General features: G+C 68.3%; 23 protein-coding genes. 5 read left to right on the top strand and 18 right to left on the bottom strand.

The genetic code is table 11. The features are described from left to right. Positions 1–111: 111 nt before the first annotated feature. Both ABN034_RS16480 and ABN034_RS16475 read left to right on the top strand, forming a co-directional pair. Entirely contained in the window at positions 112–1,767 is a 1,656-nt protein-coding gene (locus ABN034_RS16480) for a glycoside hydrolase family 10-like protein (RefSeq protein ID WP_349691890.1), read from the top strand. A gap of 48 nt (positions 1,768–1,815) precedes the next feature. Continuing rightward, complete coding sequence (locus ABN034_RS16475) at positions 1,816–2,475, top strand: HAD family hydrolase (protein WP_349691889.1); 660 nt, start codon at positions 1,816–1,818, stop codon at positions 2,473–2,475. A 3-nt stretch (positions 2,476–2,478) separates the two neighbouring features. On the opposite strand, the gene ABN034_RS16470 is transcribed toward ABN034_RS16475, so the two are convergent. From ABN034_RS16470 to ABN034_RS16450, 5 genes are all read right to left on the bottom strand, one after another. Then, on the bottom strand, positions 2,479–4,476 hold the full coding sequence (locus tag ABN034_RS16470; RefSeq protein ID WP_349691888.1) for an exo-alpha-sialidase: 1,998 nt from the start codon (positions 4,474–4,476) through the stop codon (positions 2,479–2,481). Between the two features lie 227 nt (positions 4,477–4,703). Beyond that, the gene (locus tag ABN034_RS16465; protein ID WP_349329112.1) at positions 4,704–5,060 is read right to left on the bottom strand and encodes an RNA polymerase-binding protein RbpA; all 357 of its coding nucleotides are present in this window, start codon (positions 5,058–5,060) and stop codon (positions 4,704–4,706) included. Between the two features lie 134 nt (positions 5,061–5,194). Continuing rightward, on the bottom strand, positions 5,195–5,428 hold the full coding sequence (gene secG, locus ABN034_RS16460; RefSeq protein WP_349329270.1) for a preprotein translocase subunit SecG: 234 nt from the start codon (positions 5,426–5,428) through the stop codon (positions 5,195–5,197). A gap of 185 nt (positions 5,429–5,613) precedes the next feature. Continuing rightward, positions 5,614–7,065, bottom strand: coding sequence for an MFS transporter (locus tag ABN034_RS16455; protein ID WP_349691887.1), 1,452 nt, complete (start codon positions 7,063–7,065; stop codon positions 5,614–5,616). Positions 7,066–7,110: 45 nt separating this feature from the next. After that, entirely contained in the window at positions 7,111–8,709 is a 1,599-nt protein-coding gene (locus tag ABN034_RS16450) for an N-acyl-D-amino-acid deacylase family protein (RefSeq protein ID WP_349691886.1), read from the bottom strand. 212 nt (positions 8,710–8,921) lie between these two features. Between ABN034_RS16450 and ABN034_RS16445 the strand changes: the two genes are divergently transcribed. Further along, a complete protein-coding gene (locus ABN034_RS16445; RefSeq protein WP_349691885.1) occupies positions 8,922–9,524 on the top strand; it encodes a hypothetical protein in 603 nt (200 codons plus the stop codon). A gap of 8 nt (positions 9,525–9,532) precedes the next feature. Here ABN034_RS16445 and ABN034_RS16440 read toward each other — a convergent pair whose 3' ends face one another. From ABN034_RS16440 to ABN034_RS16410, 7 genes are all read right to left on the bottom strand, one after another. Then, the gene (locus ABN034_RS16440; protein ID WP_349691884.1) at positions 9,533–10,147 is read right to left on the bottom strand and encodes an orotate phosphoribosyltransferase; all 615 of its coding nucleotides are present in this window, start codon (positions 10,145–10,147) and stop codon (positions 9,533–9,535) included. Between the two features lie 26 nt (positions 10,148–10,173). Continuing rightward, positions 10,174–10,980 (bottom strand): enoyl-CoA hydratase, encoded by an 807-nt coding sequence (locus ABN034_RS16435; protein ID WP_349691883.1) that lies wholly within the window; start codon positions 10,978–10,980, stop codon positions 10,174–10,176. 5 nt (positions 10,981–10,985) lie between these two features. Then, positions 10,986–12,206, bottom strand: coding sequence for a CaiB/BaiF CoA transferase family protein (locus ABN034_RS16430; RefSeq protein WP_349691882.1), 1,221 nt, complete (start codon positions 12,204–12,206; stop codon positions 10,986–10,988). Positions 12,207–12,239: 33 nt separating this feature from the next. Next, positions 12,240–13,151 carry a carbohydrate ABC transporter permease gene (locus ABN034_RS16425; RefSeq protein ID WP_349691881.1) on the bottom strand — a complete coding sequence of 304 codons (912 nt, stop codon included), beginning with the start codon at positions 13,149–13,151 and terminating at the stop codon, positions 12,240–12,242. Further along, a complete protein-coding gene (locus tag ABN034_RS16420; protein ID WP_349691880.1) occupies positions 13,148–14,032 on the bottom strand; it encodes a carbohydrate ABC transporter permease in 885 nt (294 codons plus the stop codon). Before ABN034_RS16420 ends, ABN034_RS16425 begins: the two co-directional genes overlap by 4 nt. Positions 14,033–14,047: 15 nt before the next feature. Next, positions 14,048–15,400, bottom strand: a complete 1,353-nt coding sequence (locus ABN034_RS16415; protein ID WP_349691879.1) for an ABC transporter substrate-binding protein — start codon at positions 15,398–15,400, stop codon at positions 14,048–14,050. Between the two features lie 102 nt (positions 15,401–15,502). Next, positions 15,503–16,237, bottom strand: coding sequence for a GntR family transcriptional regulator (locus ABN034_RS16410; RefSeq protein ID WP_349691878.1), 735 nt, complete (start codon positions 16,235–16,237; stop codon positions 15,503–15,505). A gap of 135 nt (positions 16,238–16,372) precedes the next feature. Here ABN034_RS16410 and ABN034_RS16405 point away from each other — a divergent pair, with 135 nt between their 5' ends. Further along, the gene (locus ABN034_RS16405) at positions 16,373–17,233 is read left to right on the top strand and encodes an NAD(P)-dependent oxidoreductase (RefSeq protein WP_349691877.1); all 861 of its coding nucleotides are present in this window, start codon (positions 16,373–16,375) and stop codon (positions 17,231–17,233) included. 72 nt (positions 17,234–17,305) lie between these two features. On the opposite strand, the gene ABN034_RS16400 is transcribed toward ABN034_RS16405, so the two are convergent. The 5 genes from ABN034_RS16400 to ABN034_RS34445 form a co-directional block, all read right to left on the bottom strand. Beyond that, positions 17,306–18,247: a hypothetical protein gene (locus ABN034_RS16400; protein WP_349691876.1), complete on the bottom strand. Its 942-nt coding sequence runs from the start codon at positions 18,245–18,247 to the stop codon at positions 17,306–17,308. Positions 18,248–18,395: 148 nt separating this feature from the next. Then, entirely contained in the window at positions 18,396–19,478 is a 1,083-nt protein-coding gene (locus ABN034_RS16395) for a mandelate racemase/muconate lactonizing enzyme family protein (protein ID WP_349691875.1), read from the bottom strand. A 64-nt stretch (positions 19,479–19,542) separates the two neighbouring features. Continuing rightward, entirely contained in the window at positions 19,543–20,733 is a 1,191-nt protein-coding gene (locus ABN034_RS16390) for a mandelate racemase/muconate lactonizing enzyme family protein (protein ID WP_349691874.1), read from the bottom strand. Positions 20,734–20,946: 213 nt separating this feature from the next. After that, positions 20,947–22,053 carry an endonuclease/exonuclease/phosphatase family protein gene (locus tag ABN034_RS16385; RefSeq protein ID WP_349691873.1) on the bottom strand — a complete coding sequence of 369 codons (1,107 nt, stop codon included), beginning with the start codon at positions 22,051–22,053 and terminating at the stop codon, positions 20,947–20,949. Between the two features lie 153 nt (positions 22,054–22,206). After that, complete coding sequence (locus ABN034_RS34445) at positions 22,207–22,506, bottom strand: zinc finger domain-containing protein (protein ID WP_502879055.1); 300 nt, start codon at positions 22,504–22,506, stop codon at positions 22,207–22,209. Between the two features lie 396 nt (positions 22,507–22,902). On the opposite strand from ABN034_RS34445, the gene ABN034_RS16380 reads away from it, so the two are divergent. Next, positions 22,903–23,922, top strand: a complete 1,020-nt coding sequence (locus ABN034_RS16380) for an NsdA family TPR-like regulatory protein (RefSeq protein WP_349691872.1) — start codon at positions 22,903–22,905, stop codon at positions 23,920–23,922. On the opposite strand, the gene ABN034_RS16375 is transcribed toward ABN034_RS16380, so the two are convergent. Further along, complete coding sequence (locus ABN034_RS16375; RefSeq protein ID WP_349691871.1) at positions 23,919–24,482, bottom strand: NUDIX domain-containing protein; 564 nt, start codon at positions 24,480–24,482, stop codon at positions 23,919–23,921. The genes ABN034_RS16380 and ABN034_RS16375 overlap by 4 nt on opposite strands. Positions 24,483–24,507: the final 25 nt, after the last annotated feature.

The following is a 24,507-nucleotide window of genomic DNA, read 5'->3' as shown; positions in this document are numbered from 1 at the left end:
TTACATGCATATGCCGGGGACCGAAAACTATAGACGCGCCCGGCGCGGAGCGGCACACTGCTTCCGAGCATCGTGCACATCCGTGTACGCCGTCCGGGAGGTGCGTCCACCGTGCTGACCTCGCGCATCCACCTGCAACGCCTCACGCTCGTCGCGGTCTCCGCGGTCGCGTTGCTGGCCACCATGGCCGCTTTGCCGTCCGCCGCCGCGCCGGTCGCGTCGTCCGGCGAGAGGGCCGCCGCGGCACCAGGCGGCGGAGACTCGACGGCGGGCAAGGTGTGTCCGGCACCTGATCCGGCGACGCCGAAGCGGCAGTTCCGCGCGATGTGGATCGCCAGCGTGGTCAACATCGACTGGCCGTCCCGGCAGGGCCTCGCCGTCGCCGAGCAGAAGGCCGAGTACCTCCGCCTGCTCGACGAAGCCGAGGACCGTCGCCTGAACGGCGTCGTCGTGCAGATCCGGCCGACCGCGGACGCCTTCTGGCCCTCGCCGTACGAACCGTGGTCGGAATGGCTGACCGGCACTGCGGGACAGGACCCGGGCTATGACCCGCTGGACTTCCTCGTGAGCGAGGCGCACGCGCGCAACCTGGAGTTCCACGCCTGGTTCAATCCGTACCGCGTCAGTATGCAGGCTGATCCCGCCCACCTCGCACCAGATCATCCAGCCCGGCAGCACCCGGACTGGATCGTGCCCTACGGCGGGAAGCTCTACTACAACCCAGGTATCCCGCAGGTGCGGCGCTTCGTCGAGGACGCCATCCTGCACGCGGTGAAGAACTACGACGTCGACGCCGTCCACTTCGACGACTACTTCTACCCATACCCCGTGGGCACCGAGCAGTTCGACGACGAGACGACCTACCAGGAGTACGGCGCCGGCTTCCCCAACAAGGCCGACTGGCGCCGCAACAACATCGACCTGCTCGTCAAGGAGTTGTCCGTACGCATCAAGAAGGCGAAGCCCTGGGTGAAGTTCGGGATCAGCCCGTTCGCGGTGTGGCGCAACATCGCCACCGATCCCGAGGGGTCCGACACCCAGGCCGGCGTCGAGACCTTCGACGACCTGTACGCCGACACCAGGCGGTGGGTCCGCGAGGAGTGGATCGACTACATCGTCCCGCAGGTCTACTGGAACATCGGCTTCGCTCCCGCCGACTACGCGAAGCTCGTGCCGTGGTGGTCGGCCGAGGTCGACGGGAGGGATGTTCAACTCTTCGTCGGCCAGGCGACCTACAAGGCGGGCACGTCCACGCAGGATCCCGCCTGGTCGGACCCGCAGGAGATGACGCGGCACCTCACCTTCAACCGCGACCATCCGCAGGTGGCCGGTGACATCTACTTCAGCGCCAAGGACGTCATCGCCGACCGGCTGGACAACATGAGCATCCTGGTCGCCGACCACTACGCGCGGCCGGCGTTGGTGCCGGAGATGCACCACCTGGGCGGGAGGGCACCTGACCGACCGTCACTCGTGAGCGCCGAGCACACCGACGAGGGCGTACGCCTGTCCTGGAAGGACACCTCGTCGGCGCACCGCCGGGCCACGTCGTACGCCGTCTACCGGTTCGACGGGGACGAGTCCGACCCGTGTGGTTTCGACGACGCGGGCAACCTGCTCACGACCGTGCGGGCGGGGTCGGGTACCAAGCAAGGCTTCGTTGACACCACCGCCGATCCGGGACGGACCTACACCTACGCGGTCACCGGGCTCGACCGGCTGCACCACGAGAGCACACCGAGCGAGGGCCGGGCCGCCCGCCCCTGAGGCATCTGGCTGGATCCGCGAAGCGGCGCAGCCGTAGGATCGCGCCACGTGCCACTCCTGCTGCTCGACCTCGACAACACCCTCGTCGACCGGGATGCCGCGTTCCGGTTCGCGACGACGGATCTCCTTGCTACGCACGGACTTCCGGCCACCGACCTCGACTGGGTTCTCGAACTCGACGCCAGCGGCTACCGGCCGCGGGGCGTGGTAGCGCGCGGCCTGCTGGATCGCTATCCGATGCTCGCTCCCCCGCTCGTGCAAGGCTTCCTTGACAACGGCGCCGCCGACGCGGTCACCCTCGCGGCGAGCACCCGTACGGCCCTGCGACACGCCACGGCCCTCGGTTGGACTCCGGTCATCGTGACGAACGGCCGGGTCCGCCAACAGGAGAAGAAGATCCAGGTTTGCGGCCTCGGCCGGGAGGTCGCCGGTTGGGTCATCTCCGAGGGCGTCGGGGCGGCCAAGCCGGACGCGGGGATCTTCGCCCGCGCCGCGGAGGTGGTGGGGGCGAGGCTGGCCGACGGCGGCTGGGTCGTCGGCGATTCTGCACGCGCGGACATCGGCGGCGCTCAGGCCATCGGCTACCCCAGCGTGTGGCTGCCTCTCGGCAGGATCTGGCCGGCCGAGCTCGAGTACCAACCGACGCGCACCGCCGACAACGTGTCCGCCGCGATCCACCTGGTGCTTGACAACGCGCGCGGCGGATGAGGATCAGCCGCCCTGGATCTTCTCGAACGGAAGCCGTAGCTCCAGACCACGCGGATCCAGCGCACTGGACCGGCTGACCTGACCGATCTCCGACTCGGTCAGGGCACGCCGGTAGATGCGTACTTCGTCGATCGAGCCTTGGAACCGGTTCGCACCGTCGATGCGCTGGCCGACGTGGATCCCCTCGACGCCGAACTCCTGGCCCTCGGTCACCGAGCCCTTAGGCCCGGTCGCGGCCGCCACCTGCTCACCGTCCAGCCACAGGCTGAACTGCCGGCCAGCCCGCCGCAGCGCGACGTGGTGCCACTCGCCGTCGTTCACCGGGTCGGTGGCGGTCAGGGTGGCCGAGCCGTAGCCGGTGCCGATCAGCGCGCGGATCCGGTTGCTGCCCGGTTCCGCGCGCAGCCAGACCTGCGGCGTCGTGCCGGACCCGAGCCGGTACGCCCACAGCAAAGTGTGCGACCCGGCCGTCGCCGAGTAGCGGATCCAGGCGGACCAGGTGGAGTCATCGGCAGCGAGGTCGAGCGCCTTCGTGAAGGGCAGCTCCACCCGGTCGTCGCTACCGTCGAGGTCGAGCGCCGTGCCGAACCGGCCTTCGCCGAGCGTCGCTCCACCTCGAACGTACGCGGTGTTGCCACGCTCCGGCGCACCTGCCTTCGCCAGGTCGGGCGTCGTCGGCCCGGGCGCCGGAGGCGGCGGGATGCCGGGCGGGTCACCGTTCGGCGTCGCAAGGTAGGCCTCGTCGAAGCGGGCGAAGCGGATCGTCTCGTACGGGCTGAAGCTCCCCGCCTCGTACATCAACCCGACCACGCCGTCGGAGATCTCGGTGAGGTCGGAGTACGCCGAAGGACCCCAGTGGACGACCTTGCCCTCATCCCAGGACTCCCACGTCCGAGCCTCGTCGTAGGACGAGCGAACCGTCATCACCTCGCGCGCCGCCGGATGCGCCGGCGCCGCGAGCAGGATCCGGTTGCGGGCATCGCCCTCGTCGACCGCGCCCAGCCGCAGCAGCGATCCCTGCACGATCGGCGTGACGATCCGCGGGTCGGTGGCGAACGGCGCGTCGAAGCTCTCTCCGCCGTCACCACTGGTCGCGAACGCACGGTTGCCCGGGTCAGGATCGCGCCCGCTTTCGCGGGCGGAGTCATAGATCCCGCCGTCAACGAGCTCGACGATGGTGTTCTCGCCCGGGTGCATCACCTGGCTGTCGTGCGAGGCGATCGCACCTCGGTGCCAGGTCAGCCCACCGTCGTCGCTGTAGACGAGCACGACGCCGCCGGGCGTTCCGCCCGTTTCGTTGAAGTACGACGGGACGACGAGACGTCCGGCATGGGGTCCGCGGGTGAGTTGGATGCCATGGACCGGCCCGGTGCCGTACCACCACTCCCACTCGGGCTTGCTGATGTCGCCGGTGATGTCGACCGGTGCGGTCCACGTGGCACCGTTGTCGTTGCTGACCTGCAGGAACGGGCGGCGGATCTGCTGGTTCGCCCCTGGGTTGTAGGTCGAGAGCAACGCGATCCGACCCGACGCCCGGTCCACGACCGGTGCCGGATTCCCTCTGGTGTCTCCCGATCCCTCGATGAGGACCTGCAGCGGTCCCCAGGTTCGGCCACCGTCGTGCGACCGGCGAAGTACGAGGTCGATGTCGCCAGTGTCTGAGCAGGTGTTGACCCGGCCTTCGGCGAAGGCGAGCAACGTGCCGTCGGTGGCGGTGACGATCGCCGGGATCCGGAAACACGAGTAGCCCAGCGTGCCGCCCTGGAACAGCACCTGTTCGTCGAACATCGCCTGCTCGACCAGGCCCAGGCTCTCCTCATGGCCCGATTCCTGGCCGGGCCGCGGCTCCGCACCGGCGGCGTCGGTGCGGGGCACCGCCGCCAGCAGCGCGGCGAGCAGGCACGTGGTGGCGATGATGGCCACCGTCGCTGCGCGAGGGACGCCCACTCGCCGCGCTTCGGTGTCCCCGCCAGGGCGTGCGTACGGAGGCGCTGCCGTCATGCCGGACTCCGTTCGTCCGTCCCTTGCGTCGACATTGGACGTGGGACATGGGATGTCTGGCGGCGACGGTAAACCCACGACGTGCCGATGACAAGACCGGCGAACGAAACCGGCCGGGCAGCCCGACTCAGCTACCCGGCCCGGACGAGCGTGCCCCTCAGACTGGCGGGAGGAACATCGGCCTGGAAGTCGACCGCCCTCCCACAGGTCGCGGGACGATGCCTCGGTCAGAGAATGACTTCTCCGCGACCGACGCGTTCGCGAAGCTGCTGCAGCGCCTCTTCGAGGATCTGCCGCGCTTCTTCGTCGGTACGGCGTTCCTTGACGTAGGCGAGGTGCGTCTTGTACGGCTCATTTCTCGGCGCCGCCGGCGGGTTGCCCGAGTCAAGACTGGCGGGAAGCCCGCACCGCGGGCAGTCCCAGGAGTCAGGCACCGCCGCGTCAAGCGCGAAGCTCGGACGCGTCTCGTGCCCGTTGGCACACCAGTACGTCACTCTCTGGCGGGGCGCGGTATCACCACGCTCGGCCTCTCCCATTGGACCGGCACCGACCCGGCTGCCCCGAATGGCACTGCCACTTGCCACTGACGATCTCCCTCGTGACGGTCTGCGGACGAACGATGGCTCTGGAACGAGCCCGGACATCGGCGATCAGTAGGGACCAGGTGGCCGCGGTCGTCGCGGCGCTGTCCAGCGAGGTGGGGAGTGTGCCCGCACGCTCAGCCGAACTTGAGCAGCAATCCGAGTCCCACAATGCAGGCGAACCAGATGATGCCCGTGCCAACCGTGATGCGGTCGAGGTTGCGTTCAGCGATGGAAGAGCCACCGAGGCTCGACGTCACTCCGCCGCCGAACAGGTCAGACAGGCCGCCGCCCCGCCCTTTGTGGAGCAGGACCAGCAGCACGAGCACGAGGCTCGTGAGGATCAGCAGGATCGAGAGCGTGGTAACCACGGTCCGGTGAACCCCTTTGTCCGATAACGCCAATAACCGGCTATGGATAACCCAAGAGCCCTAAGAGTACGACACACAGCGTAAGCCGTGGCCCCCCGGCACTGTAGCCGCGGCGTCAGGGCGATCTTCGCGGCCAGTGCAGGTTCGAGAGCGAGGATCGTCAGCGCGAGGGACGCCAGCCCCGATCAGGACGAGGCGGACGGGTCACCGACCGATCCGGCGGCCGCCCCCGTGACTCCGGCCGCCCCGGTGATGCCTGCGGTGGCACCCGCCGCCTCCGCGGCGGACCGCGCGGCGCGGATGTCGCGCTCACGGACGGCGTGCTCGTCCGTCCGCGCGTCGTACCCCCAGAAATCCCGCAGCCACGCGGACACGAGCGCGACCCCGACCACACACAGCACGCCACCGCTCACGATGGAGGTCCGCACGCTCGTCGCGTCAGCGACCAGACCAGCGCGTGCTTCACCGCCCATCGGCCCGATGGAGTACGACAGCATCTCGATCCCGGCAAGCCGGCCCCGTCGTTCGTCCGGGATGGTCTGGTGCCAGATCACGCTGCGGAAGATCCCGCTGATCATGTCGGCCGCGCCGGCGAACGCCAACGCGACGATCGCGAGCCATGCCGACGGCGCGAGCCCGGCGAAGACGACCGCCGCGCCCCAGCACGCCGCCGCCAGTACGACCGCGCGGCCGTGGTGGTGAACCCGCGCCGTCCAGCCGCTCGTCGCCGTCGCCACCAACGAGCCCACTGTGCCCGCCGAGTAGAGCAACCCGAGCATCGTCGGCTCGCGCAGCACGTCGGCCGCGAACGCGGGGAACAGCACGATCGGCATCGCCAGGAACATCGCCGTCAGGTCGACGATGTAGGTCCCGAGCAGGTCTTTGCGGCGTACGGCGTACCGCAGCCCGTCCGCGATCCCCCGGGCCGCGCCGGCGAGGCCGGCCTGCACGGTGTCCTGCAACGGCGGATAGCGGCGCAGGGTGGCGAAGAGCGCGGTAGCGATCACGAGACCGCAGACGTCGACCGTGTAGGCCCACACGGCGCCGCTGGTCGCGAGGATCACCCCGGCGAGCGCGGGTCCCGCGAGCATGCCGGTCTGCATCCCGACCGACGAGAGGGTGACGGCAGCGGGCAGCTCGTCATGGCGGACGACGCGCGGCGTCAGCGCCTCGCGGCTCGGTCGTTGCAGCGACTGCGCGACCGTCAACAGCACTGCCACGGCGTAGATCAGTCCGACGGACGGCCGTTCAAGGGCCGCGTTGGCGAGGAGCACGACCGTGAGCAGGCACTGGGCTGTGCCGGTCGCGACGAGGACGCTACGCCGGTCCACCCGGTCGGCGAGCGCCCCGCCGTAGAGGCCGCAGGCGATCAACGGGACCAACTGGATGAGCCCGAGGACGCCGACGGCGAAGTTGGAGCCGGTGAGGTGGTAGAGCTGGTACGGCAGGGCGACGTAGGTCATCATCCCGCCGAGATAGAAGACGGTGCCGGCGATCCAGAGCAGCCGGAAGTCGCGGGAGGTCCGCATCGGGGTCAGGTCGAGGCGCAGCGCGGCGAACCGGCGCCACCATCTGGACAGCCATGAAGACCACCTCGACCCGCCTGGTGGTTCCTCGGCTGGTCGAGGACGCGTCACGAGCGGCCATTCTCGGTGTCGGCGCCGGCTGGCGGCAATTCGGTTTCACGGACGTGGACGGCGGTGGATCACCTGGCCGGCCGGGGTGCTCGTCGGAACGCCGTCACGCAGGACCATCGTGCCCCCGACCAGGGTGTGCAGGACGCCGGTCGAGAGCTGCCACGGGTCCTCGAAGCTGGCCCGGTCGATCACGGTCCCGGGGTCGAACACCGCGAGGTCGGCGACGGCACCCGGCCGGACCACGCCGCGGTCCGTCCAGCCGAGCCGCGAGGCCGGCAGCTCCGTCATCGTGCGTACGGCGAGAGGCAGGTCGAGCACCCGCTCGTCGCGCACGTAGTGGCCGAGCACCCGGGTGAACGTCCCGAGCCCGCGCGGATGCGGCCGCCCGCGGCCTGGGCAGCCGAGCACATGACCGTCGCTGGCGACGGCGACAGCGGGTTCGCGCAGAATCCGGCGTACGTCGTCCTCGGACATCGAGTGGTTGACCACGCCGAGGAGTCCACGCTGGCCGCGCAGCAGTTCGACGGCGGCGTGGGCGGTGTCGAGGCCGAGCTCGACGGCCGCCGCCTCGATGGTGCGCCCGACGAACCGCTGGTAGGGCCCGTCAGGTGTGTCCGCCACGACGATGCGCTCGGGAGCGAACGACCCGCCGACGTCGCCGCCGAGGTCGCGGGCGATGCGTTCCGCCTGGTCCGGATCATCGAGCCGCTCCAGCAGCGCGGCGGGACCACCGTCGAGCGCCCAGCCGGGCAGCCAACTGGTGAGCGTCGTGCTCGACGCGGTGTAGGGGTACTGGTCTGCGCCGACGTCGACACCCTCGGCTCTCGCCGCCTCGATCAGGTCCAGTGCCTCGGCAACGGAGCCCCAGAAGGCCGGACCGGACGCTTTGAGATGCGAGATCTCCAGGCGTACGCCGGACCGCCGGCTGATCGTCAACGCTTCGTTGACAGCATCCAGCAGGCCGCCACCTTCGTCGCGCATGTGAGTGGAGTAGAGGAGTCCCTCCGCGGCGGCCTGCGTCGCGATCGCCACGAGTTCGTCGGTCTCCGCGTACGTGCCGGGTGCGTAGATGAGACCGGTGGAGAAGCCCACCACGGCGTTGGCGCTCTGCGCGACGAGCGCACGCATCCGCTCCAGTTCGGCTGGCGTGGGAGCGCGGTCGGCGCCGCCCATCGCCGCGATCCGCAGCGCACCGTGACCGACCTGCAAGGCGAGGTTGACACCGAGCGGGAGCCGTCCGACCGCTGCGGCGTACTCCCCCGCGCTCGACCACTCCCAGGTCAGCCCGTCGTCGATGAACCGGCCGTGTGCGCGGAGTTCGTCGGCGTGGTCTGGTACGACGGGGAACGGCGAGAAGCCGCAGTTGCCCGTCACGAGGGTCGTCACACCCTGCGTCACCTGGGTGACCGCCCCCGGTGCCCCGAACACCGTGAAGTCGGCGTGCGAGTGCAGGTCGATGAATCCCGGGCAGACCACCGCGCCCGGGATGTCGACGACCTCGCTCGCGTTCACGTCGAGGCCGCCTGCGCCTGCGGCGCTCACGTCGACGACCCGACTGTCGGCGACGAGGACGTCAGCGGTACGACTGGGTGCTCCGGTGCCGTCGATCAGGGTGCCGCCGCGCAGGAGGATGTCGTGAGCCATCCCCTCACCCTGCCACGAGGTTCCCCGACGGTGCCGGGCGTACTGACGGCTGAAACGGCACCCGGGCCGCAACCGCTCGCCCCAGTACCGAACCGAGATCGGATCGATACCGGCAACGGTCAGTCTCTATCGAGACCGCGCAGTGCCGCCGACCGAACCGCGGCCGGCGCACAACCTTCATGAGACGAAACCGGGGGTACATCATGCGCGCCATGATCATCGCTTTCCTCGCATTGGTCACCAGTGTTACTGGTGGCGGTGCCATGGCCGAGCAAGCAGCCGCGGCCGGCGATGACAAGAAGCCGTTGGTCCAGGCCGAGACCGCTGCCATTCACCTCGACAGCAAACAGGCCAAGGCACTCGAACATGCATGGAGGTCCAACCCCGCGCTGACGGTCGATGAAGCGCTGGCCGTGATCGGGGAGGAAGAACTGGCGATTGCTCCTCGCCGGGAACTGGCCAGGGCTGACGAAAGGAACGTCGGCACCGCTGAGGAGGGAGAGGACGAGGTCACCCGTGAGTGTTCGACGATGAGCCTGTGGGGCGACTCGGACGGAAACTGGACGTGGACCAACGAGTTCTTCCGGCGTAAGGCCGGACCGGCCCTGGCCGGAGCCGCGCAGGTATCCACCAACGGAGAACTCAGCGTCGCCTCCAACTTCACCTTCGAGGGGTTGGAACAACGGGAAGGCGACCAGGTTCCCTTTACCGGCTTCTTCTCCACCGCGACACAGGTCACCGCCTTCTCCTGGAACCAACCGCTCAGCGGAGGTCCCATCGTGTGCTACGGCTGGCTGACGGTGTGGTGGGAGTGAGTCGGCCGTCATCCGGATGACGGTGGTGCAGGTCCGCCCATCGTCGAGGTCGTGTCCAGCGGTACGCCGGCTGCGCACCGCGGGCAGGCCGCCGGTGGCCAGAGAGCGTTGTCCAGCCGCACCGTGCTGTGGAGAGGTACGGCATGCTGGCTGGCCAACGCCTCGGCCGCCTCGCCGAGGACCAGCAGGGCGCCCAGCGCGGCCGGCATCGCCCCGGCCGACCTCAGCGCGGACAGCGTTGACGTGACCGCCGAGCCGGCGTTGATGACATCGTCCACGACGGCGACCCGGGCGCCCGCGACCCGCTGCCCGGCTGCAAGCGCGTAGCGCGCGGAGTAGAGCGTCCCCTCCCGGGGTGGCTGGGTGCGTTCGGTGAACCAGAACTTCACGTCGAGTTCCAGTGCCAACATCTGCGCGACGAACGCCCCGCCGGTGAGCGGGCCGCACACGCCGTCCAGCCGGTTGACGTCGAGTGAGCGCGCGAGGTCGTGAACGAACGGGCGGAGCGCCGTGGGGTTCTCGAAGAGCGCGTCGAGGCCGAGCCACAGATCGCCGTGGTGGCCCGACTCCAGCAGGAAGTGACCCCGCCGGACTCCCATGAGGTCGAGAATCTCGGTCCGCACGCGGGAATCGTCCTCGCCGGTGTCGCTCAACGGCCTCTCCAGGTCGGGGTGTCCTTGGCGAGGAAGGCCCGAACCCCAGCCGAGAAGTCCTCGCTCGCGTACACCCGGTGGAGAAGGTCGGTGTCATCGGGGATCTCAGCCATCCGCAGCCTCCGGACCGCCTCCTTCGCGGCCCACATGGTGAGCGGCGCGTGGGTGGCAAGGCGCGAGACGACGTCCGCCGCTGCCGCGTCGACCTCCTCCACCGCACAGACCTCGCTCACGAACCCGGCCGTGTGGGCCTCCTCCGCGCTCATGAACCGGGCCCGCAGCAGCAGGTCGAGTGTGCGGTTCGCGCCGAGCTGGTCCACCAGGAGCGCCGTCGTCGCGAGCGAGAGACAGTTGCCGAGGGTGCGCGCGATGGGTACGCCGAACCGGGATCCCTCCGTGGCGATCCGCAGGTCGCAGGCAGCGGCGAGGGCCAGGCCAGCCCCGACGCAGTAGCCGGTCACGACCGCGACCGTCGGGACGCGTACGGATGCCAGCTGGTCGAGCAGCGCCGTCATCCGGCGTTCGTAGTCGATCCCGTCCGCGCCAGCCGCGAACTCGGTGAACTGGGCGATGTCGGTGCCCGCGACGAACGCCTCACCGCCCGCGCCGCGCAGCACCATGACCCGGAGGCCGTCGTCGGCCTCACGGTCGGCCCGGCGGCACGCCTCGACCAGGCCTTCGTACATCGGCCAGGTGATGGCATTGCGCTGTTCAGGCCGGTTGAACGTGACCCACAGGGCAGCGCCCTTCCGCTCGACGAGCAGCGGGCCATCCTGGTCGGGTTTCGGCTGGTCGTCCCCCACCGTTGCTATTCCTCTCCCACGTCGTGGACCGCACCCGAGGCGCGGAGCTCGTCGAACGCACGGTCCGACATGCCTGCCTCCGCCAATACTGCCCTGGTGTCGGCCCCGAGAGGCGGGCCCGCGCGGTGGCGTACGACCGGTGTGCCGGACATCCGCATCGGCGACCCGATCTGGCGGACCGGGCCGAGCCGGGGATGCGGGGCGTCCCAGAAGAATTCCCGCTCGTGGAGATGGTCGTCGGCGAAGACCTCGGCGTAGTCCGCGATCGGGGCGCAGGGGACGCCGGCCTCGTCAAGTGCGTCGAGCAGGCGCTCGGTGGTCCAGGTCGACGTCGCGGCCTCGATCGCCGGCGCCAGCTCGGCCCGAAGGCGTTGCCGGTCGTAGGCGTCGGCGTAGCGCTGGTCGGCGTGGAGCTCCTCCAGACCCAGCACGTCGCACAGGGCCGCCCACGTCTTGGGCGTGACCGCGCCGAGCGTGACCCAACCGTCGGAGGTACGAAACGCCTGGTAGGGCGCGGTGCTCTGGTGCGCCGATCCCAACCGGCCACCGACCTCGCCGGCGCCGAAGTACCGTCCCGCCTCCCAGATCGCGAACGACACCCCGGACTCCAGCAGCGACACGTCGATGTGCTGCCCCTCGCCCGTGGCATCCCGCGCTCGGAGGGCCGCCGTCACCGCGAGGGCGGCGTAAAGACCGCAGACGAGATCACACATCGGTACGCCGATCTTCGCGGGCGGGCCGTCCGGCTCTCCGGTGATGCTCATGAGGCCCGCTCTCGCCTGGGCCATGACGTCGAGCCCTGGCAGCCCAGCGCGCGGCCCGTCCTGACCCCAACCCGACAGTGACGCGTAGACGAGTCGCGGGTTGTCCACGCGCAGGTCGTCGTAGCCGAGGCCGAGGCGGCGCATCGCGCCCGGGCGGAGGTTCTCCAGCAGGACGTCGGCGGTGGAGACGAGCCGGCGGAACGCGTCCTTGCCGTCGGGATGCTTGAGGTCGATCACGACCGAACGCTTGTTCCGGTTCAGGCGTACGAACGGTGCGCTCTCCCCCGCCACGAACGGCCCGATCTGCCGCGACGGGTCGCCATGCCCGGGTGGCTCGACCTTGATGACGTCGGCACCCAGGTCGGCCAGCTGCATCCCCGCGAACGGCGCGGCCATGAACACACCGACCTCCACGACCCGCACTCCCGCCATGCTGGCGCGCTCGGACTCGTTCGGCTCCATCGACGTACTCCTCTGGTGGAATCGTTCCCTGACCTACCGGCCCTGGATCCCGGTCATGACAACGCCCCGGATGAACTGCCGTTGCGCGACGAAGAAGACGATGAGCACCGGAATCACCAGGAACATCGACGCCGCCATGCTGATGTTCCACGACGCGTCCGTCGGACTGATGAACGCCCGGAGCCCCAAGGCGAGCGTCTTGTTCCCCTCGCTCTGCAGGTAGATGAGCGGAAGCAGGAAGTCGTTCCAGTGGTAGACGAACGAGAAGATGCCGATCGCGATCAGTACCGGCTTCGACAGCGGAAGGATGATGTTCCACCAGATCCGCAGGTTGGAGGCACCGTCGATCCTTGCCGCCTCGTCGAAGTCACGCGGGATCGTGAGATAGAACTGCCGCACCAGGAAGATGTTGAAGGCGCCGCCGCCGAGGAACGACGGGACGATCAACGGCAGGAACGTGTCCACCCAGCCAAGGGACCGGAAGAGGATGAACTGCGGTACCAGGGTCACGACGTCGGGCAGCATCATGGTGGACAGCAGGACCACGAAGAGCACCCGCCGGCCCGGAAACCGCAGCCGGGCAAAACCGAACGCCACCAGCGAGCTGGTCAGCAGGGTCCCGCCGACGGCGAAGATCGTGATCACCACCGTGTTCGACAGCCAGACCAGCAGCGGCGCGCGGCTCATCGCCTCCACATAGTTGCTCCACTGCAAGGGATTGGGCACCCACACCGGTGGATAGGCGAAGACCTGGCCCTGCGCCTTCAGCGAGGTCGAGGTCAGCCAGATCATCGGTACCAGGAAGATCGTGCTGAGGACGACCATCACCGCATAGAGCGCCACCCTCCGCGGGCGGACGGGCGGTCGCCGGCGCGGCGACGGCGTTACCGGAGCAGCACCGCTGTCCGCTTGCGGCGTCGGCGACACCGTGTGCGCCTCGCTCATCTCGGGTCACCTCCCTCGTAGTAGACCCATGACCGCGACAGGCGGAGCTGCACGAGGGAGAACACGAGGATCACCACGAAGACGACCCAGGCGTAGGCCGAGGCGTAGCCCATCCGGAACTGCTCGAACCCCAGCCGGTAGAGGTACAGCACCGAGAACAGCGTGGACTGTTCCGGGCCGCCGTCACTGGTCAACAGGAACGCACTGGTGAAGATCTGGAACGACGCGATGATGCCGAGGACCAGGTTGAACAGGATCACCGGCGACAACATCGGCACCGTCACCGCCCGGAACTTCTGCCACGCGTTCGCGCCGTCGACCAGCGCGGCGTCGTACAACGTCTGCGGGATCCCCTGCAGACCTGCGAGGAAGATCACCATGGTGTTGCCGATGCTCCACAGGTTCATGATGATGAACGCCGGCTTGGACGTGGTCGGGTCGTACAACCATTGAAGTTCCGGCAACCCGACCATGCGCAGCACGGAGTTCGCGAGGCCCACCTCGGGATTGAGAATCCAGAACCACAAGATGGCGTTCGCCACGGCCGGCATCACCGCCGGAAGATAGAAGGCGGTCCGGAACACCGAGCGGAACCTCATTCGCAGGTTGAGCAGCATCGCCGCCCCCAGGGCCGCCGCGAGGTTCAGCGGCACGCTGATCGCGGTGAAGAACGCCGTGTTGTACAGCGAGACACCCACCAGCCGGTCGTTCAGGAGCAGCCGGAAGTTGTCGAACCCGGCCCACGTGGGTGCGCTGAACAGGTCCCAGTGCATGAAGGCGATCGCCAGGGAGGCGGCCATCGGTCCGCCGATCAGGAACACGAACCCGATCAGCCACGGGGCCACGAAGAGGTACCCGTCGACCGCCTCCTTGCGTCGCATGGCCGTCGCCATGGATCAGCCCTCGGCAAGGATGGAGTCGACCTGCTCCTTCGTCGCCCTGGCGGCGCCCTCGATATCGTCGCTCTTGCAGGTGGTGTAGATGGAATCGAAGTTGCCGGCGTAGGCCTCCTGGATGCGCGACTGGTTGGCCGGGAACTTCATCGTGATGACAGTGCGGTCACTGCGTTCGCGGAGCGGATCGACGTGGACCTTGACGAAACCATCGGTGGAGTCCTCGCGGATCAGCGCACCCATGGCGTTCTGGATCGACGGCGCCCACCGCTTCTGTTCGGCGAAGCTTCGTTGCACCGGCTCGCTGGTGAGGTGCTTCAACAGCTCCCAGGCGCCTTCCTTGTTCTTCGCGCCCGCGGCGATCGCCCATCCGCTGCAGCCGACGGCCACGAACTGCCCGCCGGGACCGCCGGGAATGAACGTGACCCCCCAGGAGAACTCCACGCTCTCCTCACGGAGAAAGAAGTCCGTGGAGTGGTGGCCGACCGTCATCGCCGTGAGCTGCGCCCGGAACGGGTCACCCTGGCCGAGGTCGAGTGCCGGTGACGGCGTGCTCCTGTCGTCGCACCGCATGGCGCGGAACAACTCGAACTGCTCCAGCGCGGGCGCCTCGTCGATCAGTGTCGTCGTGTAGTCCTCGTCGTACCAGTCACCGCCCAGGCCCAGGACGAACGCGCGCGCGTTCTCCGAGAAGGTCGGGAGCGGCTCCATCCAGTTCAGGCCGTACTGCTTGATCTTCTTGGGGTTGAACCCCGCGTCGTCGGGACTGCGGCCCTGGTCGTCCCGCGTCAGCGCGCGGGCCGTTTCCCGCAGGTCCTCCATCGTCCAGTCGTCGGCCGGATACGGCACGCCGGCCTCGTCGAACTTGTCCTTGTTGTAGTAGACGCCCCACGCGGCTGAGTCCTTGGGAATCCCGTAGACCTTGTCACCCTCGGAGAAGGCGTCGAGCAAGGAGGGGACGAACGCCGAGCGGTCGATGCCGTCGCGCTCCATCAACGGAGCAAGGTCGAGCAGCGCGCCACGGTGGCCGTAGTCCTGCACGATGCTCATGTGTTGGTGGATGAGGTCCGGCGCGGCCCCACCGGCGAGCAGGGTAGGCAGCTTGGTCATGTAGTCGTCCCACGCCTCGAAGGTGACCGTGACCTTGGAGCCGGAGTTCGCCTCCTCGAACTCGCGAAGGAAACCCTTGTAGAGGTCGCGTTCGAGCCCGAGGTCGGCGGGAGTGATGAAACGCAGCGACCCGCCACCCCCCTCTGACTTACCGCCTTCGTCGACCGTGCTGCCGAAGGGTGAGCACGCCGCCGTGACCGGGCCCGCGGCCAGCGCACCCACCCCTACCGCGGCGCCGGTGGACATCCTGGCCAGGAAGGCACGACGGGAGAGTTCGTTCCGAGTAACTGCACGGCGAGTGTGCATGGGTCCACCTCTTCCGGGGATGCGGTTTCAGGCTGCGGGCATTCACCTCGGTGCGGAATCACTGGCAGCTTCGCTGCGTTCGTGCCTGGTGAACGACCTCTCCCCGTGTGCCGCGAGCTCGTCGAGCACCGCCTGGGTGTCACCGCGCTCGATGATGTCGAGCAGGACGCGGTGGCGGTCGACGTGGTGCGCGAGATCTTCGTAGAAGTGCTCGCGGGCATAGAGGTTCATCGCCATGCACAACAGCAACTGCTGATGGAGCGAGTCGTAGAGACCCTCGAGCCGTCGATGGCCGGCGAGCCCGACGATCGAACGGTGGAACGCATAGCCACACTCGACCAGGTGCGCGCGGTCCTCGCGTTCGGCGCAGGCCTGCATCTCGGCGAGAGCGTCGCGGCACCGCTGCAGCCGGTCGGCGCGGTCGTCGGAGACGGGAACGCCGAGCTCCACCGACAGGCGCTCGAGCGCCGAACGCAGGGTGAGGATCTCGAACACGTCCTCGTCGGCGAGCTGCGTCACCGTGGCGCCCCGGCGCGGCTGTACGACGATGAGGCCTTCCTGTTGGAGGATCCGCATCGCCTCGCGCAGCGGTGGCCGGCTGATGCCGAGATGCGCGGTCAGGCGTTCCTCGATCAGCCGCTCGCCGGGTCGCAGCTCGGCCGCGAGGATCATCCGGCGCAGCTCGTCGGCGGCGAGCTGGACGAGGCTCGGCGGGTCGAGCCGGGCCCGAACGGCGCCGGGATCGGCCGGCGGCTGTGCCCGGTCACGTGCTGCCACGAGTCCTCCGCGTCTCGGATGGTCGGGTGTACGCCGACTGGTTGTGAAGGGTCCTTCGACTGTTGTAGACAATAGTCAGCTTTGCCTGGCGTAGCCAGAGCCCACCGCCGTTGACCGACAGACCGGGAGGAACGCATGAAGCAGCTCGACCGTTCGGCGGGGATCGGGTTCGTCGGGCTGGGCAACCTCGGCCTGCCGATGGTGTCCGCCCTGGTCAGAGCGGGTTGGCCGGTGACGGCGTACGACATCCGACCGAACGCGGTCAGCGCCGCCGTCGCGAAGGGTGCGTCGGGAGCCGCCTCCCTGCGCGACCTCGCCGGATGCCGGGTGCTCGCCCTGGCCGTGCCCGATGATGCGGCGGTCTCGGCGCTCGTGCGTACGCCTGACCTCCTTGCGAGCCTGGCGGACGATCCCCTCGTCGTGGTCCACAGCACTGTGCTCCCGGCCACCGCCAAGGCCCTCGGCCAGGAGCTGGCTGACTCGCCGAGGACCGCCTTCGTCGACGCCCCCGTAAGCGGCGGCTTCGAACGCGCCGAGCGGGGCGACCTGACCGTGATGGCGGGCGCGAACGCCGAGGCGTTGCGACTCGCACAGCCGTACTTCGACACCATCGCCGGCGACGTCGTCCATGTCGGCGCTCCGGGCGCGGGATCGGCGGTGAAGCTCGCCAACCAGCTGATGATGTTCGCCGCCCTCGCCGGGGCACACGAGGCTCTCGACCTTGCCCAGGCGTACGACGTCGATGCGGCCACCGTCCTGAAGGTTGCGGGCACCAGCACGGGCGACTCGTGGGTGGCGCGGAGCTGGGGATTCTTCGACCAGGTGGCGGCAGCCTACGACGCGGCCGACGTGCCCGTGGCCTATCGCCCGTGGAGCAAGGACCTCTGGGACATCGTGGCAGCAGCGCGGACCGCCGGCGTCTCCCTTCCGGTGGCGGGCCTCCTGGCCCAGACGATGGCCGAAACCGTCGAACGCCACGCCGCCCGATCGTCCTAGCGTGTTCCGCACAACCGCCGCCGGCGGCGGCACTCCCCGCCGACACACTGCCCTACGGGGGGTGACGTCCGTCTACTCGCGGAATTCGCCGGGGCCGAGGACCTGCCAGGGAGCTGTGGTCGGGTCGCTGATCGAGCCGTAGGGAACGGTGAAGGTCAACACCTGCGACGTCGACCGCCTGATCGTCCACAACCTCGGCTTGTCACCGGAGCGGTCCCACGCGATGCCCTGTCCCTCGACCTCCGGAAGCTCGACGGTCGCCACCCATTCGAGCTTCGAACCCGCGGACGGCACGTTCATGACGTACGCCTCACCGAGGTCGTGACCGGTGAGCCAGAGCCGCCCGTCGGGTCCCCACGACCCACCAGAGTTGCTCATCGGCTTGAACCTGTCGAGGATCGCCTTCGGGATCGTCCACGCCTCGACGACCTGGAAATGGTCGTCCAGCTTCACGACCTGGGTGTTGTACGTCTCGCCGTACGGCTCGGTCTGGTCGTCCGGGACCACGTCGTAGTTGGCGAAGCCTGCCCACCACGCACCATCGTGCCGGTCCAGCCAGGTCAGCGATCCTTGGTCGACGCCGAAACTGTGGGTACGGATGGGTCGCATCGTCCTGGAGTCGAACACCTCGACCGAGCTCTCCATCGGCGACTCGTCGTAGTTGGAGTGTGCGGCGTACAACCTGCCGTTCACGACGACACCGCTGTCCATGTGCGTGATCGGACCGTCGTCGTTGCCGGCAAACTGCAAGAGAGGCTCGCCGGTCGCCCGGTCATGCTTGGTGATGGTGCGGTTGTTGACCGCGTAGAAGGAGTCTCGGTCGACGCCGACGCCCTGGTTCGCATCGAAGGTGTCGTACGACCTGTCGAGCGTGGCCGTGTACACCGGCGGCTCGCCGGCCGCGGCACCAGCTGGTGCGGACGCCTGCGCTGGCAGCAGAGCGGCGCTCAGTGCCAGCGCTCCGGCCGCGAGCCCGGCAACCACTCCAGCGACGATCTTGGTTCGAGCAACCATCATGTCCTCCACGTGGATCTCCCGCGGCGACCATCTCGAACGCAGCGCTCGGCTGCGCGAACTCGGCTTGACGATGCGATGAACCGATCTCGAAGGTACGGCGCGGGGAAACGCCGTCCGAGTCGTACGCGGCGGCCGGATGCGGCCGTCACCTGGTACGGGCGGCTCGCTCGAGCGCGGCGCGATCGACGGCGATTCCCAGCCCTGGGGTCTCGGGGAGGACCAGATCGCCGTCGACGAAGGAGATCCCGCCGAGGAACTCGTCCTGCCACGGGCTGAGACCGGCGTAGCTCTCGACGATGAGGCCGTTGTCGACCGCCGCCACCGCGTGCGCGCCCACGTAGTGGTTACCGTGCGGCGCCATCATCAGGTGGTGCGCTGAGGCGAGCGTCGCGATCCGGACCCACTCCGTCAGCCCGCCACATGTCTGCGGATCGGCCTGGACGATGTCGACCGCCCGGCGTTCGATGAGATCCCGGAACCCCCACCGGGTGAACTCGATCTCACCGGTGGCGATGGGAGTCGTGAGGCGGCTCACCAGCCGGGCCATCCCCTCGTGGTCGTCGGGCCAGCAGGGTTCCTCGAACCACGCAAGGTCGAACCCCTCCACCGCCCGCCCGAACTTCAACGCCTCGGCCGAGGTCCAGGCGTTGTTCGCGTCGACCATCACCTTGATGTCCGGCCCGACCGCCTCGCGGACCGCGGCCACCCGGCGTACGTCCTCACCGATGTCCGCGCCACCCACCTTCATCTTGACGGCGCGGTAGCCGGCGCCGACGAACCGTAGCATCTCGTCGGCGAGTTCCGCGGGCCCCTTGCCCTCCTCGTAGTAGCCACCGGCGGCATATGCGGGTACGCGGGAACGAAAGCCGCCGAGCAGCCGATAGACCGGTAGGTCGAACGCCTTGCCTCGCAGGTCCCACAAGGCGTTGTCGACCGATCCGATCGCCGACACGGCGTCACCCTTGACGACAGGCTTCCGCCAACCGGTGAACATGCGGTGCCAGAGGCGGCTGTAGTCACGCGGGTCCTCGCCGACGAGCCGATCGCGGATGGGTACTGCGAATCTGGCGGAGCCTTCGGCCGACAGGGCGAGGCCGGAGATGCCCTCGTCGGTATCGACCTCGACAAGGGTGAGGCGCTTGTTCTCGGTCACCAGGATCGAGTTGCGGAACGGCTTCGCCAGCTTCCCCAGGTCGTACGTCGTGAACCGCACGTCGGTGATCTTCATGCGACAGCCTCCAGCATGTTGGCGCGGGATGACGGATCCACGGATCTTGTTCGTACGAACGGAATCAGTCGAAGAAGTCCGCGTCCTCCGCCGAGAGGTACGGCCGGGCGGCTTCGGGAATGAGCTCGACACCCATGCCCGGCCGGTCCCACACGTCGACGAAACCGTTGGAGACAATGGGATCCGGCAGCCCGTCGACGATGTCGTACCACCAATCCGGCCGGCCGACGGGATACTCGAACGCGATGTAGTTGTCGGGAAGGGTCGCGCAGACCTGGACCAGGGCGGCCAGTCCCAGCACGCCGTCGCCGACTCCGTGGGGCGCCATCAGCACTCCGTGCATGTCGGCGTACTCCGCGACCCACTTGAGTTCCGCGATGCCGCCCACGTCGCAGGGGTCAGGGCCCACCACGCGCACGGCCTGTGTCTCGATCAGCTCCTTGAAGTTCTGCCGGAGATAGATCTGCTCACCGGTGTGGATCGGGGTAGTCGTCGCGGTGGTCACCTCGCGGTACTGGGCCGCGTTGACGTACGGCACGTAGTCGCCGGTGAGCATGTCCTCCAACCACATCAGCGAGAACGGCTCGACGGCGCGGGCGAAGCGGATCGCATCAGGCACCGTCCAGCCCGGTCCCAGGTCCAGCGCCAGCCCGACCTCGTCGCCCAACACCTCCTTCATGGCCTCGACGCAGTCGACCAGGTGCCGCAGCCCACGCTCGGTGAGTAACCCGCGGTGTGGATGGGAGGGACCGCTGCGCGGCTCGCCGTAGAAGAAGTCCTTGAGCTGAACCGGCATCGCGCTGTGGAACGCCAACGCCTGCTTGACGATCGTGAAGCCCTCGGACGCCTCGCGCATGGCCGTCATCGCGGCGGCATGGTCTTCTGGTGCGTGTCCGTTCATCGGGCTGCGGACGCCGCCGTTGTAGACGCGCACCTTGTCGCGGACCTTGCCACCCAGCAGCTTGTGGACGGGAAGCCCGGCTGCCTTGCCGGCAATGTCCCACAACGCCATCTCGATCGCCGAGACCGCGGACCCCCAGGGCTTGAACGCCCCCAGCCGGCGGATCTTGAGCATGACACGCTCGACGTCGGTGGGATCCTCGCCGAGGATGCGCTCGCGATAGAACTCCACCACCGGCTTGTGCTGGTCCTTCGCCGGCTCGATCGCTGCGTATCCGTCGAGTCCTTCGTCTGTCACCACCCTCACGACGGGATTGCGACCGAGAACGGCACACTTCAGATCGGTGATCTTCATCGGCTGCGACTCGCTCCCTGTCCGCGTGCGGACATACCAGGCGACGTGTGTGATGTCCCGCTCGCCTAAGGACGATAGCTGTCAGAAGTCCTTACAGCGTTGGTCGTGACGAACCCGGCCACGACGGCGGCGTACGCCTCGGGCTCCGGCTGTTGCTCGGCTGGCAGCCAGCGGCCTGTCAGGCTGTCCGGCTAGCGGTCCTCGAACGTCCGCTCAGGGGGGTGGCGGAGATCCGGCCAGCCGGTATGTCGCCAGGACCGCCTTGTGGTCGCTCGGCCAGTGCTCGGGAATCGGCAGGAAGTTGTCGTTGGTGTCCTCGACAACGCGCTCGTTGCGCACGATCGTCGACCGCGGGCCGACGACGCCCGCGCTGACGAGCTTGACCCCGGACGCGGAGCGGTGGAAGACGTAGTCGATCCGGTCTCGCTCGTCGGCCTCGGGGGCCCAGGTCAGCTCGGACACATCCTTGTCGGGGTTGTCGGACGGCCAGGTGAATCCGGGATGGGTGACCGGGTTGGGGTAGGTGGCGCGGTAGGCGTCTACGTAGCCTGCGTCCCGGAGAAAGGCGGTCGTCTGCCACGGGATCGTGAGGCCTTGGTGGTCGAACAGTGAGCCGGTCGCGGCGGTCCAGTCGTCAGCCGGCGGCTCGTTGAAGTCGCCGCCGAGGAACACGGTTCGCCTCTTGGCGCGCTCAAGCGCGGCATCCGCGACGATGTGGCTGATGACCTCGGTCCGGCCAGAGTCCGCGTTGACCTGGAGGATCTTGTCCACGTCGAGTACCGGCCCGTCCGGCAGCTTGTCCCAGCCGTACTGGGCGAACTCGCTGGGCTCGTCGACGCCGCCGCCGTACCCGCGCGGGAGATAGGTCGCGTAGTTCCGGTAGTAGAGGTGCGCCGAGTACGTCGCCACCTCCCGCCCGTGGACGTCGAGGACCGCCTTCTTGGCGTAGGGAAGGTCGGCTTCGTCGATGATCGGGAATGCTGAGACGATGCCGGCGTCATCCGAGGCGGCCGCATAGTACGGCTGCTCCGGGGTCGACAGCGCCTCCGCGATCGCAGGTGTGGCCGCGCCGGCCTCGGACAACAGGACCACGTTGGCGCCGGTCATTCGGATCGTCTCGACCACGTAGTCGAGACCGTCGGGGACGGCGGTGCCCTCGAACCAGATGTTGAACGACAGGATCCGGAGCGTGGTCGGCGCTGCGGCGACGGATTCGCCCGGCCGGGCAAAGGCAGCGGGTACGACGACGACGGCGTGCAACGTGGCGACGGCGGCGAGGAGCACAGCCAACCGACGAAAGACGCGTACGAACCAGCGCAACGGAATCTCCTCGAGGTCCGAACGTGCAGGAGGCGGCGGCTCGTCAGATTACATCCGGTCCCGCCCGCCCGCCATGATCCGCTGAGGTCAACAGTTCGCGAACTCTCTGGGACGGGCAAGCGACACCGTCCTGCGAGGTCATCGCCGGTTGGCTTACGTCGACAGCCCACAGCTTCGACGGGCAAGATGCTGCAGATCCAGGCTGGCCAGCACGTTCCCGGCCGCGGTGCGGCACCATACGCCGATACCTGCACCGCACATCGGGCAGACCCGGGACAGTACCCGTGCAGTGATGGTCAGGTCGGCATCGGTGTAGCCCTGATCCTTCAAATCGCCTGACCAGATCCAATCGAGCCGGCCCGAGTCGAGGGGATGAACGTTTACGGGCCTGCCACCACCATCGCGCGCCCGATCCCGAGAGCCATGAATACCAGGAACATGCCGATCCGCCATCGCACCACTACCGCCTTCGCCGGTAACGGTGCGGCAGCCCGCCTCCGTGGGGATGGGCCTTCCCAGGCTGCCGCACCAGCTTGCGTGCGACGCAGCGACCGGCCGAGACCGTTGCCGGATGGGGCCATATCCGGACGTCTCGTCGACCAGTCGCCGCGCCGCCTGGATCAGGCTGCACGCCATCCACCGGCACCCGATAGCTGGCGAGGGTTAACAGGGGTTGACACGAGGCATGTCAACCACGGTGGATTGGGCGTCGGATTTGGTGCATTCTGGCCCCTGGATTGAGCGCCATGGGGGTGGCAGATGACGGGTCTTCGACAGGCGCGCATCGCGCTCGGCTGGTCACAGGACCGTGCGTTATCTGCGCTTGCTGCAGTCGCTGCGGACCGAGGCATGAGCATCCCGGACCGAAAGAACATGAAGACCCAACTGTCCCGATGGGAGAACGGCCACCACACCCCGAGCACCGACTATCAGGAGCTGTGGTGCGTCGTCTACCGGCAGAGCCGGCTCGAGCTGGGATTCCAGACGGCCACAGCCGACCCGGACACCACCACTGAGTTTGTGGCCAAGCTGGCCGCGGGGCGTTCAGTCGGGCCCGAGACGGCGCGAGTGTTCCTGGACCAGCTCGACACCATACGGGCGGCGGACAGGACGCTCGGCGCTCCGGCCACTCACAAGCGGCTGCTGAACCTCATCCGTTCCATGCAGGCACTGCTGCGGCACGCCGTGCTGCCACGTGGCCGCGCACCGCTCGCCGCTGCCCTGGCGGACGCAACAGCGCTCGCCGGCTGGCAGGCACTAGATTTGGGCGACGTCGAACGTGCCTGGGAGCTGCACGAGTCGTCGAAGGCTGCCGCTCGAGAAGCAGGCAACAACTCCTCTATCGCGCATGCGATGGCTGAGCAGGCATGCGTCCTGATCGACCTGGGCTGTGGCTCCGACGCAGTGGACCTCGTACGCGCAACCCGGGACCTGGTGAAGGGTCAGGTGCCACGAGTGCTCGAGTCGTGGCTGCTCGCCTCAGAGGCGGAGGCGTGCGCCGCCGCTGGTGACGGCTACGGTGCCCGAGCTGCCATGGACAACGCGTACGACATCCTGCCGCCCGACCCAAACGACGAGTTGCCGTACATCTTCCTGCAACCGGTGCACATGCGGCGATGGCGCGGCAACGTGCTCGCACGCATCGGCGACGTCGCCGCTACAGAGGACCTCCTCCGCGCGCTCGCAGGGATGGATCCCACCTTCATCAGGGCAACTGCTGGGCTGGAGTGCGACATCGCGATCGCAATGGTGGCACTGGGAGAGCCACAGGAGGCAATGCCGCACGTCGCCAGGGCCCGCAGGCTCGCCAAACAGACCGGGTCCGTCCGGCAGCGTAGAAGGGCTGAGCAGGTCGTCCAGTCCCTCTAGCCGCGTTGCTGCTTCGTCAATGTCAGCAGGAGGCCGATGAGGGATCCTGACCCGAGGATCTTCCCGCGGGTGAGCAGGTCCGGGACATCGGTGAGCGGTATCCAGTCGATGACACTGGCCTCCTCAGCATCCTGTGGCTCGCCGATCTTGTCCGCGCCGCGAGCCAGGAACACCTCGTGCGGCGTGTCGACCATGCCCGGCATCGGCTGGTATGCAGAGAGCCGCTCCAGCGGCTCCCGGGGCTTCCAGCCGGTTTCCTCCACGGTCTCACGCACAGCTGCAGTTGCGGCCGCCTCGCCGGCTTCGACGATGCCTCCGGGGAGTTCCCAACCCCACTCCTCGGTGGCGAACCGGTGGCGCCACAGCATGAGCACCCGGTCAACGTCGTCGACGACCACGGTGACAGCGACATGGCCGAGCCGGACCACGTGGTGCCACCACCTGTCTCCGTTGGGAGCAACGACGTCGACCTGGACCAACCGGACCCACTTGTTGTCATACAAGGTGCGTTCGTCGTGGACGGCCCACCGGAGGCGCTCGTCGTGGTTCTCGGAGGTCATGCCCAGACGGTATCGAGATGACCGA

It is taken from the genome of Actinopolymorpha sp. B11F2, from assembly GCF_040195635.1.
GTDB lineage: Bacteria > Actinomycetota > Actinomycetes > Propionibacteriales > Actinopolymorphaceae > Thermasporomyces.
Note: the sequence above shows the minus strand (reverse complement) of the source record. Positions and strands in the feature narration are given on the sequence as shown.